General features: G+C 74.0%; 13 protein-coding genes. 4 read left to right on the plus strand and 9 right to left on the minus strand.

Annotated elements, in window-relative coordinates:
- Positions 1–565 precede the first annotated feature (565 nt).
- The 4 genes from ACQ5SO_RS09695 to mdoH form a co-directional block, all read right to left on the minus strand.
- The gene (locus ACQ5SO_RS09695) at positions 566–1624 is read right to left on the minus strand and encodes a GGDEF domain-containing protein (RefSeq protein WP_430941395.1); all 1059 of its coding nucleotides are present in this window, start codon (positions 1622–1624) and stop codon (positions 566–568) included.
- A gap of 223 nt (positions 1625–1847) precedes the next feature.
- The gene (locus ACQ5SO_RS09700) at positions 1848–3551 is read right to left on the minus strand and encodes a bifunctional sulfate adenylyltransferase/adenylylsulfate kinase (protein WP_430941396.1); all 1704 of its coding nucleotides are present in this window, start codon (positions 3549–3551) and stop codon (positions 1848–1850) included.
- Positions 3552–3978: 427 nt separating this feature from the next.
- Complete coding sequence (locus ACQ5SO_RS09705) at positions 3979–4476, minus strand: hypothetical protein (RefSeq protein WP_430941397.1); 498 nt, start codon at positions 4474–4476, stop codon at positions 3979–3981.
- 237 nt (positions 4477–4713) lie between these two features.
- Positions 4714–6525 carry a glucans biosynthesis glucosyltransferase MdoH gene (gene mdoH, locus ACQ5SO_RS09710; protein WP_430941398.1) on the minus strand — a complete coding sequence of 604 codons (1812 nt, stop codon included), beginning with the start codon at positions 6523–6525 and terminating at the stop codon, positions 4714–4716.
- Between the two features lie 161 nt (positions 6526–6686).
- Between mdoH and ACQ5SO_RS09715 the strand changes: the two genes are divergently transcribed.
- Positions 6687–7664 carry a zinc-dependent alcohol dehydrogenase gene (locus ACQ5SO_RS09715; RefSeq protein ID WP_430941399.1) on the plus strand — a complete coding sequence of 326 codons (978 nt, stop codon included), beginning with the start codon at positions 6687–6689 and terminating at the stop codon, positions 7662–7664.
- A gap of 38 nt (positions 7665–7702) precedes the next feature.
- Here ACQ5SO_RS09715 and ACQ5SO_RS09720 read toward each other — a convergent pair whose 3' ends face one another.
- Complete coding sequence (locus ACQ5SO_RS09720) at positions 7703–7957, minus strand: HTH-like domain-containing protein (protein WP_430941400.1); 255 nt, start codon at positions 7955–7957, stop codon at positions 7703–7705.
- Between the two features lie 53 nt (positions 7958–8010).
- On the minus strand, positions 8011–8256 hold the full coding sequence (locus tag ACQ5SO_RS09725; RefSeq protein ID WP_430941401.1) for a hypothetical protein: 246 nt from the start codon (positions 8254–8256) through the stop codon (positions 8011–8013).
- Between the two features lie 298 nt (positions 8257–8554).
- Here ACQ5SO_RS09725 and ACQ5SO_RS09730 point away from each other — a divergent pair, with 298 nt between their 5' ends.
- The 3 genes from ACQ5SO_RS09730 to ACQ5SO_RS09740 are packed head-to-tail and all read left to right on the plus strand — an operon-like array spanning position 8555 to position 10805.
- Entirely contained in the window at positions 8555–8947 is a 393-nt protein-coding gene (locus ACQ5SO_RS09730) for a 6-pyruvoyl trahydropterin synthase family protein (protein ID WP_430941402.1), read from the plus strand.
- Positions 8944–10020 carry a glycosyltransferase family 4 protein gene (locus ACQ5SO_RS09735; protein ID WP_430941403.1) on the plus strand — a complete coding sequence of 359 codons (1077 nt, stop codon included), beginning with the start codon at positions 8944–8946 and terminating at the stop codon, positions 10018–10020. Before ACQ5SO_RS09730 ends, ACQ5SO_RS09735 begins: the two co-directional genes overlap by 4 nt.
- Positions 10017–10805, plus strand: a complete 789-nt coding sequence (locus ACQ5SO_RS09740) for a class I SAM-dependent methyltransferase (RefSeq protein ID WP_430941404.1) — start codon at positions 10017–10019, stop codon at positions 10803–10805. Before ACQ5SO_RS09735 ends, ACQ5SO_RS09740 begins: the two co-directional genes overlap by 4 nt.
- 209 nt (positions 10806–11014) lie before the next feature.
- Here the strand turns inward: ACQ5SO_RS09740 and ACQ5SO_RS09745 are convergent, their stop codons facing one another.
- From ACQ5SO_RS09745 to ACQ5SO_RS09755, 3 genes are all read right to left on the minus strand, one after another.
- Complete coding sequence (locus ACQ5SO_RS09745; RefSeq protein WP_430941405.1) at positions 11015–11593, minus strand: cytochrome b; 579 nt, start codon at positions 11591–11593, stop codon at positions 11015–11017.
- A gap of 113 nt (positions 11594–11706) precedes the next feature.
- Positions 11707–12411, minus strand: a complete 705-nt coding sequence (locus ACQ5SO_RS09750) for a RibD family protein (protein ID WP_430941406.1) — start codon at positions 12409–12411, stop codon at positions 11707–11709.
- Positions 12412–12448: 37 nt separating this feature from the next.
- On the minus strand, positions 12449–14098 hold the full coding sequence (locus ACQ5SO_RS09755) for an OpgC family protein (RefSeq protein WP_430941407.1): 1650 nt from the start codon (positions 14096–14098) through the stop codon (positions 12449–12451).
- Between the last annotated feature and the right edge of the window lie 41 nt (positions 14099–14139).

Below are 14139 nucleotides of genomic sequence, written 5' to 3' on the forward strand. Positions count from 1 at the left end.
GAGGAGGCGAGGAGGCGAGGAGGCGAGGAGGCGAGGAGGCGAGGAGGCGAGGAGGCGAGGAGGCGAGGAGGCGAGGAGGCGAGGAACGACGCCCCGTTCATCGCCCGGTCGCAAGCCTTGCGGCTTCGAGGCCTGGACCCGGCCCGCGGCCCAAGGATGCAAGGCGGGGAAGGCCGCGCCGCCCGCGCCCGCCGCCCCAAGCCATCATGGCCCGGCGCCCCGCGACGCCGCTCCCCCGGCGTACACCGACCGCCTTGAAGGCCGTGCTTGCCCGAGACGCCCCGGGGCTTCGGCATCCCGAGACCCGGGGCGCCCCGCGCCTCCGCGCATCCCGGGGCCCACGCCGGCTCGCGGCCCATGCGCCCGTCCGCGTCGAGGCGAACACCGCCGGCCTGCTCTGCCCCGCGCGCCATGGCGCGCCCGCGCCCGCGCCCGCGCCCGGTCTCTCGGCCCCATGCCGTCTTCGTCGACCGCCCAGCGGCGCCGCCCGACCCGGGCCATCCGCTCCCCGGCCCACGCCCGACCCGGGCCATCCGTTCCCCGGCCCACGCCCGACCCGGCGGCGCTATTCCTTGCTGACCACCCGGTTGCGGCCATGCTCCTTGGCCTCGTAGAGCAGCCGATCCGCCCGCTCCACCAGCTCCGCCGCGGTCTCGCCCTTGCGCAGCTGGGTCAGGCCGAAGCTGGCCGTCACCATCCCGATCGGCTCGCGCGAGCCGGTGATCACGAAGTCGCGGTTGGCGAGCTGCTGGCGGATCCGCTCGGTCACGTGGCGCGCGCCGAGCAGGTTGGTCGCGGGCAGCACCAGCGCGAACTCCTCGCCGCCATAGCGCGCCGGGGTGTCCTTGCCCTTCACGTTCTGCTTCAGGATCCGGGCGAACTGCTTCAGCACGCTGTCCCCGACCCCGTGCCCGAACTTGTCGTTGAGCTTCTTGAAATGGTCGAGATCGGCCAGCGCGAAGCAGAGCGGCCCGTTTTCCGGGGCCGCGGCGATCTCCGTCTCCAGCACCGCGTCGAGGCGGCGGCGGTTCGGCACTCCGGTCAGGTGGTCGAGGAACGCGCTCTCGCGCACCGATTTCAGCTCCCGCGACAGCTCCTCGACCTTGCGATGCGCGGTCTCCAGCTCCTTCGCGAAGCCGGCGACCCGGGCCTGGTACCGCTCCGAGGTCTCGATCACCTCGCGCAGCACCTGCTTGACGGTCGAGGCGCGGGTCAGCACCCCCATCCCGTCGCGGGCCTGGGACAGCTTGCCGATGAACTGGCCGTCGGACTTCACCCGCTCCGCCACCAGCGCGGCGACGTCCGACAGCTCGGCGTCCAGCCTTTCGCCAAGACGCAGCACGCGGACGGGCTGGCGGCCGAGGGTCATGTGCTCCTCGTAGATCCGCTCGATCGACGAGAGCGCGGGTTCCTCGGATTCGAGGAACACGCCCTCGACGAGCTTGCTCACCGGGTCCTCCGGCTCGGTCACGAACCGGTACAGGACCTCGAAGGCGCGCGGATCGGGCGGGATCTTGCGCCGCTGCGCTTCTTCGAGCGCGGCGAGCGCGGCGGCATGGGCCGCCTCGAACTCCTCCTCCCGCGGATCCTCGTCGGGCGATCCGATCTGCTCCTGTGCGATCATCTACGGGCGACCCCCTGTCCTTGGCTCGGGCGCGGCGCCGCGGCCGCACGGGTCGGCCGGCGGCCGGGGCCGGTCGCCCGCCGCGCTCCGGGCACTATGGCGGCGCAGGGGTTGTCCTTTCGCTAACGACGGGGCGGCGCCGGGGCGAAAACGCGAACGGGCGGCGCGATGCGCCGCCCGTTGCAAAGGCGTTCCGGCCCGTGGGCCGGGACAGGGGCCGGGATCAGCCGATCAGGCCGAGGCTCTCGAGCTTCAGCAGCACCTGCTGGGCGCAGAAATCGACCTCTTCCCCTTCGGTGTTGACCACCAGCTCGGCCGCGGTCGGGGCCTCGTAGGGGTCGGAGATGCCGGTGAATTCCTTGATCTTGCCCTCGCGCGCCAGCTTGTAGAGGCCCTTGCGGTCGCGCCGCTCGCACTCCTCCAGGCTGGTGGCCACGTGGACCTCGACGAAGGCGCCGTAGGCCTCGATCATCTCGCGCACCGCGCGCCGGGTGGCGGTGTAGGGCGCGATCGGGGCGCAGATGGCGATGCCGCCGTTCTTGGTGATCTCGGACGCGACATAGCCGATGCGCTTGATGTTGATGTCGCGGTGCTCCTTGGAGAAGCCGAGCTCCGAGGACAGGTGCTTGCGCACGACGTCGCCGTCGAGCAGCGTCACCGGGCGGCCGCCCAGCTCCATCAGCTTGACCATGATCGCGTTGGCGATGGTGGACTTGCCCGAGCCGGAGAGGCCGGTGAAGAACACGGTGAAGCCCTGCTTGGAGCGCGGCGGCGAAGTGCGGCGCAGCTCCTTGACCACCTCGGGGAAGGAGAACCACTCGGGGATCTCGAGGCCCTCGCGCAGGCGGCGGCGCAGCTCGGTGCCCGAGATGTTGAGGACGGTCACGCCCTCCTCGATCTCGTCCGCCGGCTCGTACTGCGCGCGCTCCTGCACGTAGACCATGTGCTTGAACGGCACCATCTCGATGCCGATCTCGTCCTGGTGCTTCGTGAACAGCTCCTGCGCGTCATAGGGGCCGTAGAAATCCTCGCCCTGGGAGTTCTTGCCGGGGCCCGCGTGGTCGCGGCCGACGATGAAGTGGGTCAGGCCGTGGTTCTTGCGGATCAGGCCGTGCCAGACCGCCTCGCGCGGGCCGGCCATGCGCATGGCGAGCGGCAGCAGCGACAGGTGGGTGGTCGAGGACGGGTACTTGTCGAGCACCGCCTCGTAGCAGCGCACGCGGGTGAAGTGGTCGACGTCGCCCGGCTTGGTCATGCCCACGACGGGGTGGATGACGAGGTTGGCCTGGGCCTCCTTCGCGGCGCGGAAGGTCAGCTCCTGGTGCGCGCGGTGCAGCGGGTTGCGCGTCTGGAAGGCGACGACGCGGGTCCAGCCCATCTTGCGGAAGAAGGCGCGCATCTCGTTCGGCGTCTCGCGGCGGGCGCGATAGTCGTAGTGGATCGGCGCGTGGATGCCGGTGACCGGGCCGCCGAGATAGACGGGGCCGGCCACGTTGTGCAGGTAGTTGACCGCCGGGTGGGCGAGGTCGTCGGCGCCGAAGACCTTCTCGGCCTCGCGCGACTTGTTCGGGGTCCACTTGTCCGAGATCGAGAGGATGGCGAGGATCACGCCTTCCTGGTCGCGCAGGGCGATGTCCTGGCCGGGGGCGACGCTGTCGGCGAAGGCCTGGGACACGTCGAGGGTGATCGGCATCGGCCACAGCGCGCCGTCGGCGGTGCGCATGGTCTCGACCACGCTGTCGTAATCAGCCTCGGTCAGGAAGCCCTTGAGCGGGTTGAAGCCGCCGTTCATCAGCAGCTCGAGATCGCAGATCTGGCGCGGCGTGAGGTCCCAGGAAGGCAGGTCGCCGGCCTCGGCCTTCAGCTTCGCCGCGCTCTCCGCGCTCACGTACAATTCCGGAATGGGGGCGGTGTTGCTGGCGGTCATGTTTTTCTCTCAGGTCCCATTGCGGCCCCTGCGTCCGCCGGATGCGGGCGAAATTGGCCGAAAACGAAATTGAGCGCTCCTTACCCCGCGGGGATGCTGTGGCGCAACACGCCCGCGGGCGACGCGACGCCGCGCGGGAAGGCGTTTCCCCGCGGGGCGGCGCGGGGGACCGGGCGTCCGGCGCGACGGGCGCGGCGGGGACGGCCCGGTCTGCGCAAGGGCGCGGCGGGCGCGCGGGCGTTCCGCGGGGGCGCGGCCCCGGGGGGCCGTTCGCCCCGGGGCGCGTCCACGCGCCGCGGGGCGAAACCGGCCGAAAAGCCGCGCCGCCGGGGTGATTCGAGCCGGATCGGGCCGGATCGGGCGGGTTCGGCCCGGCGCGATCCGGGCCGGGTCGTCGCCCGGCGGGGCGGGGCCGCGCGCGCGCCGCTCAGACCCAGGCGCCGCGCAGCGGGCCGTCGCGGGCCTGCGGCTCGGCCGGGCGGGCCTGCGAAGGGTGACCGGGCGCGGCGCGGTGGGGGGCCGTGCGCAGGCCCGCCGGGGCGCCCGCGCGCAGGGGGCGGGCGGCGGCGAAGGCCGGGGCCGGGGCGGCCGGGATTCGGGCCGCGACCTGCACGGGCGCGGGCGCCGGGACGCCCCGCGGCGCGCGCCGGTCGCCGCCGCCGCCGCCGCCAAGCTGCAGCAGCCCGCCATAGCCCGCGCAGAACCCGACGATCCCGGCCAGGATCCACCCGTCCGCCGCCAGGCACAGCCCGCACAGCGCGAGCAGCCCGAGCGAGCCCGCCGCGCCGGGATGACGCCGTTCGAGCCCCGTGAAACTGAGCGCCCAGATGGCCAGCGCGAAGCCCGCGCCGACCAGGAGGCCCGCGATGATTGCGGAAAAGGGGGCGGCGGAAAGGAAGAGGGGATCCTCGGGCGCCAAATGCATGTCCTCGGCCTGGACCGGCCCGGGGCCGGTTCGTGATGCGTCGGCGCGTAAGCGCGGGCGGAGTGCGCCGCCCATGCTCGCGCCCTGCCCTCTTGCCCCAGAAAGGTGCACCAGCGGTTAAGCACGCCGGACCGCGCGCAGCCGCCGCATGCGAAAGGGGACCGGACGGCCCCTCGGCCCGCCGGTCCCCGCGGTTTTCGCAAAAGTTTTAGGTATTTCGCCGGCGCCAACGCCCGGTCAGGCCGCGCGCGCGGTCCCCGGCGCGGCCTCGCCCACCGCCGCCGCCAGCGCCGGGGCGGGGGCGTATTCGTCGGGGATGGCGCAGAGCCCGGCGCGGGACATGGCGGCCCCGAGCGCGGGGCTCGCCGTCAGCACCGCGAAGGGGATCGCCAGCACCAGCCCCGCCAGCACCGGCGCGGACCAGACCAGCGCCCCCGGCGCGCCCCAGAGCACCGCGGCCCCCAGCGCCAGCCCGAACAGCGTCTGCGGCCAGAGGCCCCCGGCGGCCACCCGCAGCGGCAGCGCCCGCGCGTCGCGCTGCTGTCCGCCCCAGATCACCGAGCGGCGGAACACGAAGAGCCCGACCAGGAACAGCGTCACCTGGAACGCCACCACCGGGGCCAGAAGCATGGAGAACACCGTCTCGGCCAGCGCGCCCGCGGCGAAGCGCAGCCGCCCGCCATAACGCGCCACGCCCCCGCGGGTCAGCGCCACGTCGGCCCAGCCCGCCAGCTTGGGGACCAGCGACATCGCCAGCATCACCAGCATCATCGCCACGCCGAAGGCGAGGTCGACCTGGGATCCCGCCTCGCCCTCGAGGATCTTGGCCACCGCGGCGCAGGTCATCAGCATCCAGGCCGGGGCGCCGAAATACATCATCACCGCGGCGAAGACCTGGAAGCGGCTCATCGGGCGCAGGCCCTTGAGGCCAAGGAGCTTGAGGTACTGCATGTTCCCCTGGCACCAGCGCAGGTCGCGGCGGGTGTAGTCGAGGATGGTCGGCGGGTTCTCCTCCCAGCTCTCGGCCTCGGTCGGGAACACGCGCACCTCCCAGCCGGCGCGGCGCATCAGGGCGGCCTCGACCTGGTCGTGCGACAGGATGTGCCCCCCGAGCGGCGGTTTGCCCGGCAGCACCGGCAGCGCGCAGCGGGTGCGGAACGGGGCGGCGCGCACCAGCGCGTTATGGCCCCAGAACGGCCCGCAATCGCCATGCCACCAGGCCGCGCCCATGGTGAAGCTGCGCATCCCGGCGCGCATCCCGAACTGGAACACCCGCGCGAAGGCCGAGGCGGAGGGCGCGCCCACCACCAGCCCCTGCAGGATGCCGAGCCTGGGGTGCGCCTGCATCACGCGCACCATGGACAGGATCGTCTGCGCCCCCATCAGGCTGTCGCTGTCGAGCGGCAGGAACAAATCGCTCCCCCGCCCCTCGCGGCGCAGGAAGTCGCGGATATTGCCCGCCTTGAAGCCGGTGTTGACCGCCCGGCGGCGGTACTGCGCGCGCAAGGTCGGCGCGAGGCGGCGCATCGCGGCCTCCTCGGCCGCGGCGATCGCGGGGTCGTCTGTGTCCGACAGGACGTGAAAGCTGAAGCGCCCGGCCCAGGGGGTGCGGTCAAGTTCCCCGCGGATTACGGCGAGGCGGGAGAGCGCGCGCTCCGGGTCCTCGTTGCGCAGGGTCATGACCACGGCGGTCGACAGAAGGATCGGCGCGTCCGAGGCGGCGGCCTCCATGTGCGGCGCGGCCTGCGCGAGGCCGTCCTTGCGCCCGTGCAGCAGCCACAGCCCAATCAGCGCGTTCCACACGCCCATCACCGTCCAGGGCGCGCCGAGGGCGACGCAGGCGACGATGATGATGTCGGTGACCGTCCAGCCCCCGGCGCCGAAGACTTTCGCCGCGCCCGCCATGACCAGCGCCAGGGTCACGAGGTTCAGGGCCGCGACCAGCGCCCGGCGGCGGGTCAGGACCCGTGCGGGCTGAAGCCCCGCGGGCGTGCCCCCGGCGGCGGCCTGCGGCGCGGGAAGATCGTCGAAATGGGCGGCGTCGGTCATGCAATGGGCTCCGGTCGAAATCGGCGCGAGGTCGCGGGACAAGATGGGGCGTCGCGGCCTTCGGGTAACCAGCGGCGCGATCACGTTTCCGCGGCCCGGCTGTAATGATCCGCGCCGCCGCGGCAGGATGGCGGCGCATCGACCCTGCCGGAGCCTTCCCCATGACCGCCGACACCTCTCCCGCCCTGTGGCACCTCGCGCCCGGCGTCTCCGCCATCCGTCCCGGCGCGGTCGGGGACGGCGCGGCCGAGCTGCGGATGATCCGCTCCGCCCTCTCGCGCGGGACCGAACGGCTGGTGCGCGCGGGCCGGGTGCCGGAAAGCGAGCACGAGCGCATGCGCGGCCCGGCGATGGAGGGCGCGTTCCCTTTCCCGGTCAAGTACGGCTATTGCGCGGTGGCCGAGGTGATTTCCGGCCCCGAGGCGCTGGTCGGGCGGCAGGTCTTCACCCTCCATCCCCACCAGGCGCGGTTCCGGGCCGATCCGGCGGCGCTGCTGCCGCTCCCCGGGGGGCTGCCCCCCGCCCGCGCCACGCTGACCGCCAACATGGAGACGGCGCTGAACGCCGCCTGGGATGGCGGGATCGGCCCCGGCGACCGGGTGGCGGTGATCGGCGGCGGCGTGGTGGGCACGCTGATCGCCCGGCTCTGCGCCCGGATGCCGGGGGTGGAGGTCTGGCTCTCGGACCTCTCGCCCCGCCGCGCCGCGGGGGCGGAGGACCTGGGCGCGCGGGCGCTGGCGCCGGGCGCGGCGCTGGAGGGGCTGGACGCGGTGTTCGAAACCAGCGCCTCCGCCGCCGGGATGGCCGCCGCGCTGGGGATGCTGGGGGATGAAGGCGCGCTGGTCTCGGTCGGCTGGCACGGGGCGGGCGAGACGCCGCTGCCGCTGGGGGGCGCGTTCCATTCGAGGCGGCTGCGGGTGGTGTCCAGCCAGGTGGGCCGCCTGCCGCCCGCGCGGGCGCCGCGCTGGGACTATCGCCGCCGCCTGGCCGCCGCCGCGCAGCTGCTGGCCGAGGACCCCGGCGCCGATGCGCTGATCGGCGAGGAGGTGGCGCTGGAGGATCTGCCGGGGGCGCTGGACCGCCTGCTGTCGGAGGACGCGCCGGGGGCGACGGCGGTGGTGCGGTATGACGGGGCGTGAGGCCCCACTAACGACTGTACGTCGTCGAAAGGCCTCGATCAGATCCGTTCGACGTCCAACCCGGCGCGCCTGAGGCGCGGAGCGATTTTCTTCATCTTCGTAAACTCGGCTGTGTACGACGCCGCGATACCAAGCGCCTCGCAAAATTCTCGTCCAGACACGCCTTCCAAGTCATCGGCGTGCTTGATGATCTGCAGATGAAGTTCAGCAGTGTAGGCATTCCGGGGGGCGCCCTCCAACGCGTCTTTGATGCTCAGAATCGCGGCTCGGAAATTCATGGCGAAGAACCTCATTCATTAGACCCACAGCTCTTGTAGCATTTGAAACGGATGCGGGGACAGGCTCATCAACCCGCATCCGCCAGCCAGCCCACCGCCGCCTTGGCCGCCGCCAGCGCGTCCTCGGCGCTCTCGAACCGCGCGGCGCCGGGATGGCCGATGCTGCACCGGCCGCGCCCGCCCTCGGGGTCGCGGCGAAACTCGTCGAACCCGAAAGAGCCGTCGGGGCGGCGGAACAGGTCCACGCAGATCGTCTCGCCCCCCATGTCTCCGCCCAGGTTGATCGACCGGATCACCGTGGTCTCATGCGCCATGACGCCCCTCCGCCGCAGGCCCCGCGCCCGCCAGCCGCGCATCCTGCCCCGCCGCGCGCGCGCCGTCGACGCCCCGCGCCCCGGCCCGCCGCCCCGCGCCGCGCGGCCCCGTCCGCGCGCGGGCCGAGGGGGCTCGATGCCCCCGAGGGCCGCCACCCGGCGCAACCGCCCGCCGCTCCCGCCTCATCCCATTCCCGAGAGCGTCCCCGCCGCCGCTTGACCCCGCCCCCCGCGCCGCTTTCATGACATCGACGCGGGGGCCGCCGTCCCATGCCCGCCGCCAAAGCCAGGAGCCCGCATGTACGCCGTCGAAGTCCGCGACCACGTGATGATCGCCCATTCCCTTCCCGGAGAGCTGTTCGGCCCCGCCCAGGGCCTGCACGGCGCCACCTACGTGGTCGACGCCGCCTTCTTCCGCACCGAACTCGGCCCCGAGCGGGTCGTCGTCGATATCGGCCGCGCCACCGACACGCTGAAGGCGGCCCTGAAACCCCTCGCCTATGCCAACCTGGACGAGACCCTGCCCGGCGAGCTCACCACCACCGAGTTCCTGTGCAAGCACATCTGGGACGTGCTGGCCGCCGCCGCGCGCCAGGGCGATCTCGGCCCCGGCTCCGAGGACCTGAGCCTGATCCGCGTGAAGCTCAATGAATCCCATGCCGCGCGGGCGTGGTACGAGGCCGCGCCGTGACGAAGGCCCCGCTCCGCGCCCGGCTCGCCCTTCCCGGCGACCCGGCCACGCCCACGGGCGGCTATGTCTATGACCGCCGCCTGATGGGGGCCGCGCCGGGCGCGGGGCTGGACCTGTCGCTCCTGCCGCTGCCCGGCGGCTTCCCGACGCCCTGCGGCGCGACGCTGGCCGCGGCGCTCGGGATCCTGCGCGCCGCCGCAGACGCCGACCCCTCGCCGATCTTCATCGACGGGTTGGCCATGGGGGTGATGCCGGCCGAGGCGCTGGCCGCGCTGCCGGTCCCGGTCATCGCCCTCCACCACCACCCGCTGGGGATGGAGCCGGGGCTGGCGCCGGAGCGCGCCGCGGCGCTGATCGCCTCGGAGACCGCGGCGCTGGCCGCCTGCGCCGCGGTGCTGACGACCTCGCACGAAACGGCGAAGACGCTGACGGGGCGCCTTGGCGTTCCGCCCGAGAAGATCGCCGTCGCCCTGCCCGGGCTCGACCGCGCTCCCGCCGCGCCGCGCCGCGGGACGCCGCCGCATATTCTCGGGGTCGGGACCATCTCGGCCCGCAAGGGCTGGGACGTGCTGGCGCGGGCGCTGGCGCAGCTCGCCGACCTCCCGTGGACCGCCGAGATCATCGGCCCGCGGGACCGCGAACCCGCCGCCGACGCGGCGCTGCAAGGGCTGATCGAGGAGCTCGGCCTCTCTCCCCGCCTCCGCCTCTCCGGCCCCCAGCCCGCCGAGGCGCTGCGCGACGCCTACCAGGGGGCGGATGCGTTCTGCCTGCCGTCGCGCTATGAAGGGTTCGGGATGGTCGCGGCCGAGGCGATGGCCCATGCCCTGCCCGTCGTGACCACCACTGCGGGCGCCCTGCCCGAGGCGACGGGGGGCGCGGCCCTGCTGGTCCCGCCGGACGATGCCGAGGCGCTGGCCGGGGCGCTGCGCCGCGTGCTCACCGACCGGGCGGAGGCCGACCGCATGGCCGCCGCCTCGGCCGCCCGCGCCGCCGCCCTTCCGACGTGGGAGGACGCGGCCCGCATCGCCGCCGGGCTCATCGCCCGGGTCACACGAACGGAGGACGCCGCATGAGCTTCTCGCCCGACTGGCTGGCGCTGCGCGCCCCCGCCGACGCCGCCGCACGCGACGCGGGGCTGGTCGCCCTGCTCGACGACTGGGCGAAGACCCGGCCGGGGCCGCTGAAGGTCGTGGACCTCGGCTGCGGCGCGGGGGCGACCTTCGCCGCGCTCGACGCCTGTCTGCCGGGGGCGGACTGGCTGCTGCTGGACAACGATCCGGACCTGCTGGAGATCGCCGCCGCCTGCGCGCCCGGCGATCCGGGCGCCGGCTCGGTCACCACCGGGCGCGCGGATCTGAACGACTCCATCGAAGGGGCGGTGGCCGGCGCGGACCTGGTGACCGCCTCGGCGCTCTTCGACCTCGCCAGCCAGGCCTGGATCGACCGCCTCGTGGCCGCGCTGCCGAAGGGCGCCGCGCTCTATGCCGCGCTCTCCTATGACGGGGCCGAAAGCTGGGTCCCCGCGCACGAGGCCGAGCGCGAGGCGCAGAAGGCGTTCCGCGCCCACCAGCGGCGCGACAAGGGCTTCGGCGGCCCGGCGCTCGGCCCCGAGGCCGCGGATGCGCTGGTCGAGGCGCTGGTCGCCTCGGGCCGCGACGTGCGCCGCGCGCCCTCGGCCTGGCGGCTGGAACGGCCCCGCGACGGCGCGCTGATCGAGGCGCTGGCCGCCGGCTCCGCCGCCGCGGTGGCAGAGATCGGGACGCTGGACGAGGAGAGCTTCGCTGAATGGGCCGCCGCCCGCGTCGCCGCCGAGGAGGTCCTGATCGGGCACGAGGACATCCTGGCCCTGCCGGTCTGAGGCGCGCGCGCGCCGCGCCGCGCGGGGCCCGGGGGAAGGACGCGGCGGCGTCCGGGCGGGCGGGCCGTCGGCAAGCGCAGCGCAGGCGCGGTCCGACCGCTCCCCCGCAGCGCCACCCCCCGCGATGCGCCACGCAAAAGGGGCGCGCCCCGCCCGGGCCGCGCCCCTTTTCCTTGCCGAAAGCCCGACAGCCCCACCCGGCGGCTGCCTCACTCCTGTTCCCCGGCCTCGCGCCCGCTTCCGGTCATCCGCTCGACCACCCCGTCGCGCTTGACCCAGCCATGCCAGGCCGCCCCCGCGATGTGCAGCGCCACCAGCGCCAGCAGCGCCATCGCCAGCGCGCCGTGCACGCTCAGCACCAGCCCCGAGGCCTCCCGGTCCTGGCCCACGAGGTCGGGCATCGTCAGCACGAAGAAATTCGCCACCCCCGGCCCGAACAGGCTCGTCCCCAGCCAGCCCAGCACCGGCAGCGCCACCAGCAGCACGTAGATCAGGTGATGCACCGCGGTGGACAGGATCCGCTCATGCCTCGCCAGCGGCGGATCATGCGGCGGGGTCCCGAACGCAACCTTCGCCGCGATGCGCGCGATCATCAGGAACAGCGCCAGGAACCCGAAGCTCTTGTGCCACCAGTAGAGGTCGCCCAGCCCAAGCCCGCCGCCCGTCAGCTCGCGCACCTCCGCGTCCGAGAGGTTCTCGATCCCGATCCCCAGCGGCGCGATCACCACGATGGCCGCCGCGACGGCCCAGTGCAACGCGCGCTGGACCGGGTGATAGACGCCGGACATGTCCTCGGCTCCTGTGCAGACTCTCCCTCGGGCGCGGGGTCATCCCCACACCCGCCCGGGGTCCGTCGGACCGGCGCGCAAGGCCCCCTCCCCGGGGCCGTCGTCGTGACCGCTCAGGCCGCGCTCGCCGCCCGCGCCGCGCGCAGATCGCAGGCGAACAACACGTCGCCGTCATCGAACAGGTGCACGCGGGCGCGCGGACGCATGGCTTCGTCGAGCGTCTCGATCGGCGCCAGCCGGAACCCCGGCTTGCCGGACCCGAGGATCATCGGCGCGACCAGCACGTGCAACATGTCGACTGCGCCCGCGTCAATGAAACGCGCCAGCGTCTCGGCGCCCCCTTCCACCAGGATCCGCCGCAGCCCCCGCGCCGCCAGCGCCGCCACGATGTCCGCCGGGGCGAAACCGTTCGGCCCGCAGGGCAGCTCCAGCGTCTCGGCCCCCGCGGGGCCCGCCACGCCCTCGCGCACCACCGCCAGCACCGGCGCTGCGCCGTCGGCGAACATCCGCGCGCCGCAGGGCGCCCGCCCCGAGGGGTCCAGCACCACCCGCACCGGGCTGTCCCCGGCGCAGCGGCGCACGGTCAGCTGCGGATCGTCCGCCTCGACCGTGCCGACGCCCACCAGCACCGCGTCCACCTGCGCGCGCAGCGCGTGCAGATGGTCGAGCGCCCGGCGCCCGTTGATGTACTTGCTCGCCCCCGTCACGGTGGCGATGCGCCCGTCGAGGCTCTGCCCCAGCTGGGCGACCACGAACGTCTCGCCCTCTCCGGTGACGGGCAGCTCGGGGGGACCGAAATCGGGAACGACCTGGTTCATGGAAGACTCGCTCGTGCAATGACTGAAGAAGAGGGGTTCATTCGGCGGGGACCGGCGCCGCGCCCGGGGCGGGGGATGAAGCGGCGGCGGGCGGATGCGCGGCCCGCGGCGCCTGCCCGCGCCAGGGCTGGCGCTTGAACCAGCCGACGACCGTCGCGGTCAGGATCAACGCGCCGAAGCCCGCGAGGTTCAGCGCGCCCCAGACCCAGACGCCCGAGCCGACCAGGTCGACCGCGAAGCCCATCGCCTGCGCCAGCGCCATCGAGGTCAGGAACACCGCCAGCGACTGCGACCCGACCCGGCGCACCAGCTCGACCAGCAGCGCCCAGCCGGGGCCGCGCACCCTGTCCCGCACCGCCGCGGGGGCCAGGGACCAGCCGAGGGCCACCAGCGCCGCGCCGTTGAGGATCTGCAGGATCCCGATCCAGCGGTCCCCCGCCAGAAGGTCGACGTCAAACAGCGCCCGCGGAAGATCACCGTAAAGCGCCAGGACGGCGGCGTCGAGCGGGGGCGCGATCGCCCGGATCTCCTGCGCCAGCGCATAGGGCGCGGTCAGCGCCGCGGCGGCGGCGATCAGCGCCAGGCGCCGCCCCGTCGCCGCCCCCGGCAGGGCCAGCGGACGGGACAGCTTCTCGCCCTTCTCGCCCGCCCACATCCACGCCAGGTAGCCCAGCGCCAGGAAATGCACCCAGCGCAGCAGCCCCTGCGGCGTCTTGGCCCAGAGCGGCTGGAGCGCCTCGCGCCCCGCAGCCGCCGCATCCGCCAGCGCGCCCTCGGGCAGCCACACGCCCTGGTGCAGCTTCCACCACGCGAAGGGCAGCGAGAGGACGAGGAAAGCGGCTGCGGCCCAGCCCAGCGCGCGGCTGCGCGGCGGCGCCGGCAGCCAGCGCATGCCGAAGGCGAAGCCGGTGAAGAACACCAGCTGCCAGCCGAACGGGTTGAAGAACCACGGAAGATCATCGCGCCAAGGGCGGCTCGGCAGGTCCAGCGCCCCGGTCTGCGCCACGGCCCAGAGGCCCCAGACCAGCGCCGCCACCGCCCAGCGCCCGCCGAGCCGATGCGCGCCCATCACCAGCGGCACCATGGCGAGGATCGCGAGATACATCGGCAGGATGTCGAAATAGTTCGGCACCCAGGTCAGCGTCAGCAGCCCGATGACGGCCTCCGAGAACTGCGTCTCCCACGGGATCAGCGGCAGCGAGCCGAGATAGCGCTTGCCCTCCGGCCCCAGCCCCGAGGCGTCGAACAGCGCCATCAGCGCGGTCACCGCGATCACCAGCCCCACATGCGCCCAGTAGACCTGCCAGACCCGGAAGCCAATCCGCGCCGAGCCGAGCCCGAAGCCCCGGTCCCGGAACGCCGATCCGAAGGCCAGCGCCGAGGCGAGGCCCGAGCAGAACACGAAGATCTCGGTCGCGTCGGAAAACCCGAACCGCGCCGGGATCCACAGCGTCCACGGGTTCCCCGGCGTGTGGGCGAGCAGGATGATGAACATCGCCAGCCCGCGGAAGAAATCGAGCCGCAGGTCCCGCGCCCTGCGCGCGGGCGCGTGGATCGGGCCGGACGCGCGGGCCCGGCCCTGCCCGGAGGGCTCGTGCGCCGAAGGTTCATGCGCAGGACGGGCGCCCGCGCCGGGCCGCGCCGTCGCCGCCCCGCCCATCGCGTCCTGCTTCGCGCCGTGGTTCATCCGTGTTTCCCCCGCGCCGGGCCGCGGGCGGTCCCGGACGG

Source organism: Rhodovulum sp. DZ06 (assembly GCF_050586345.1).
Classification (GTDB): Bacteria; Pseudomonadota; Alphaproteobacteria; order Rhodobacterales; family Rhodobacteraceae; genus JBOCEF01.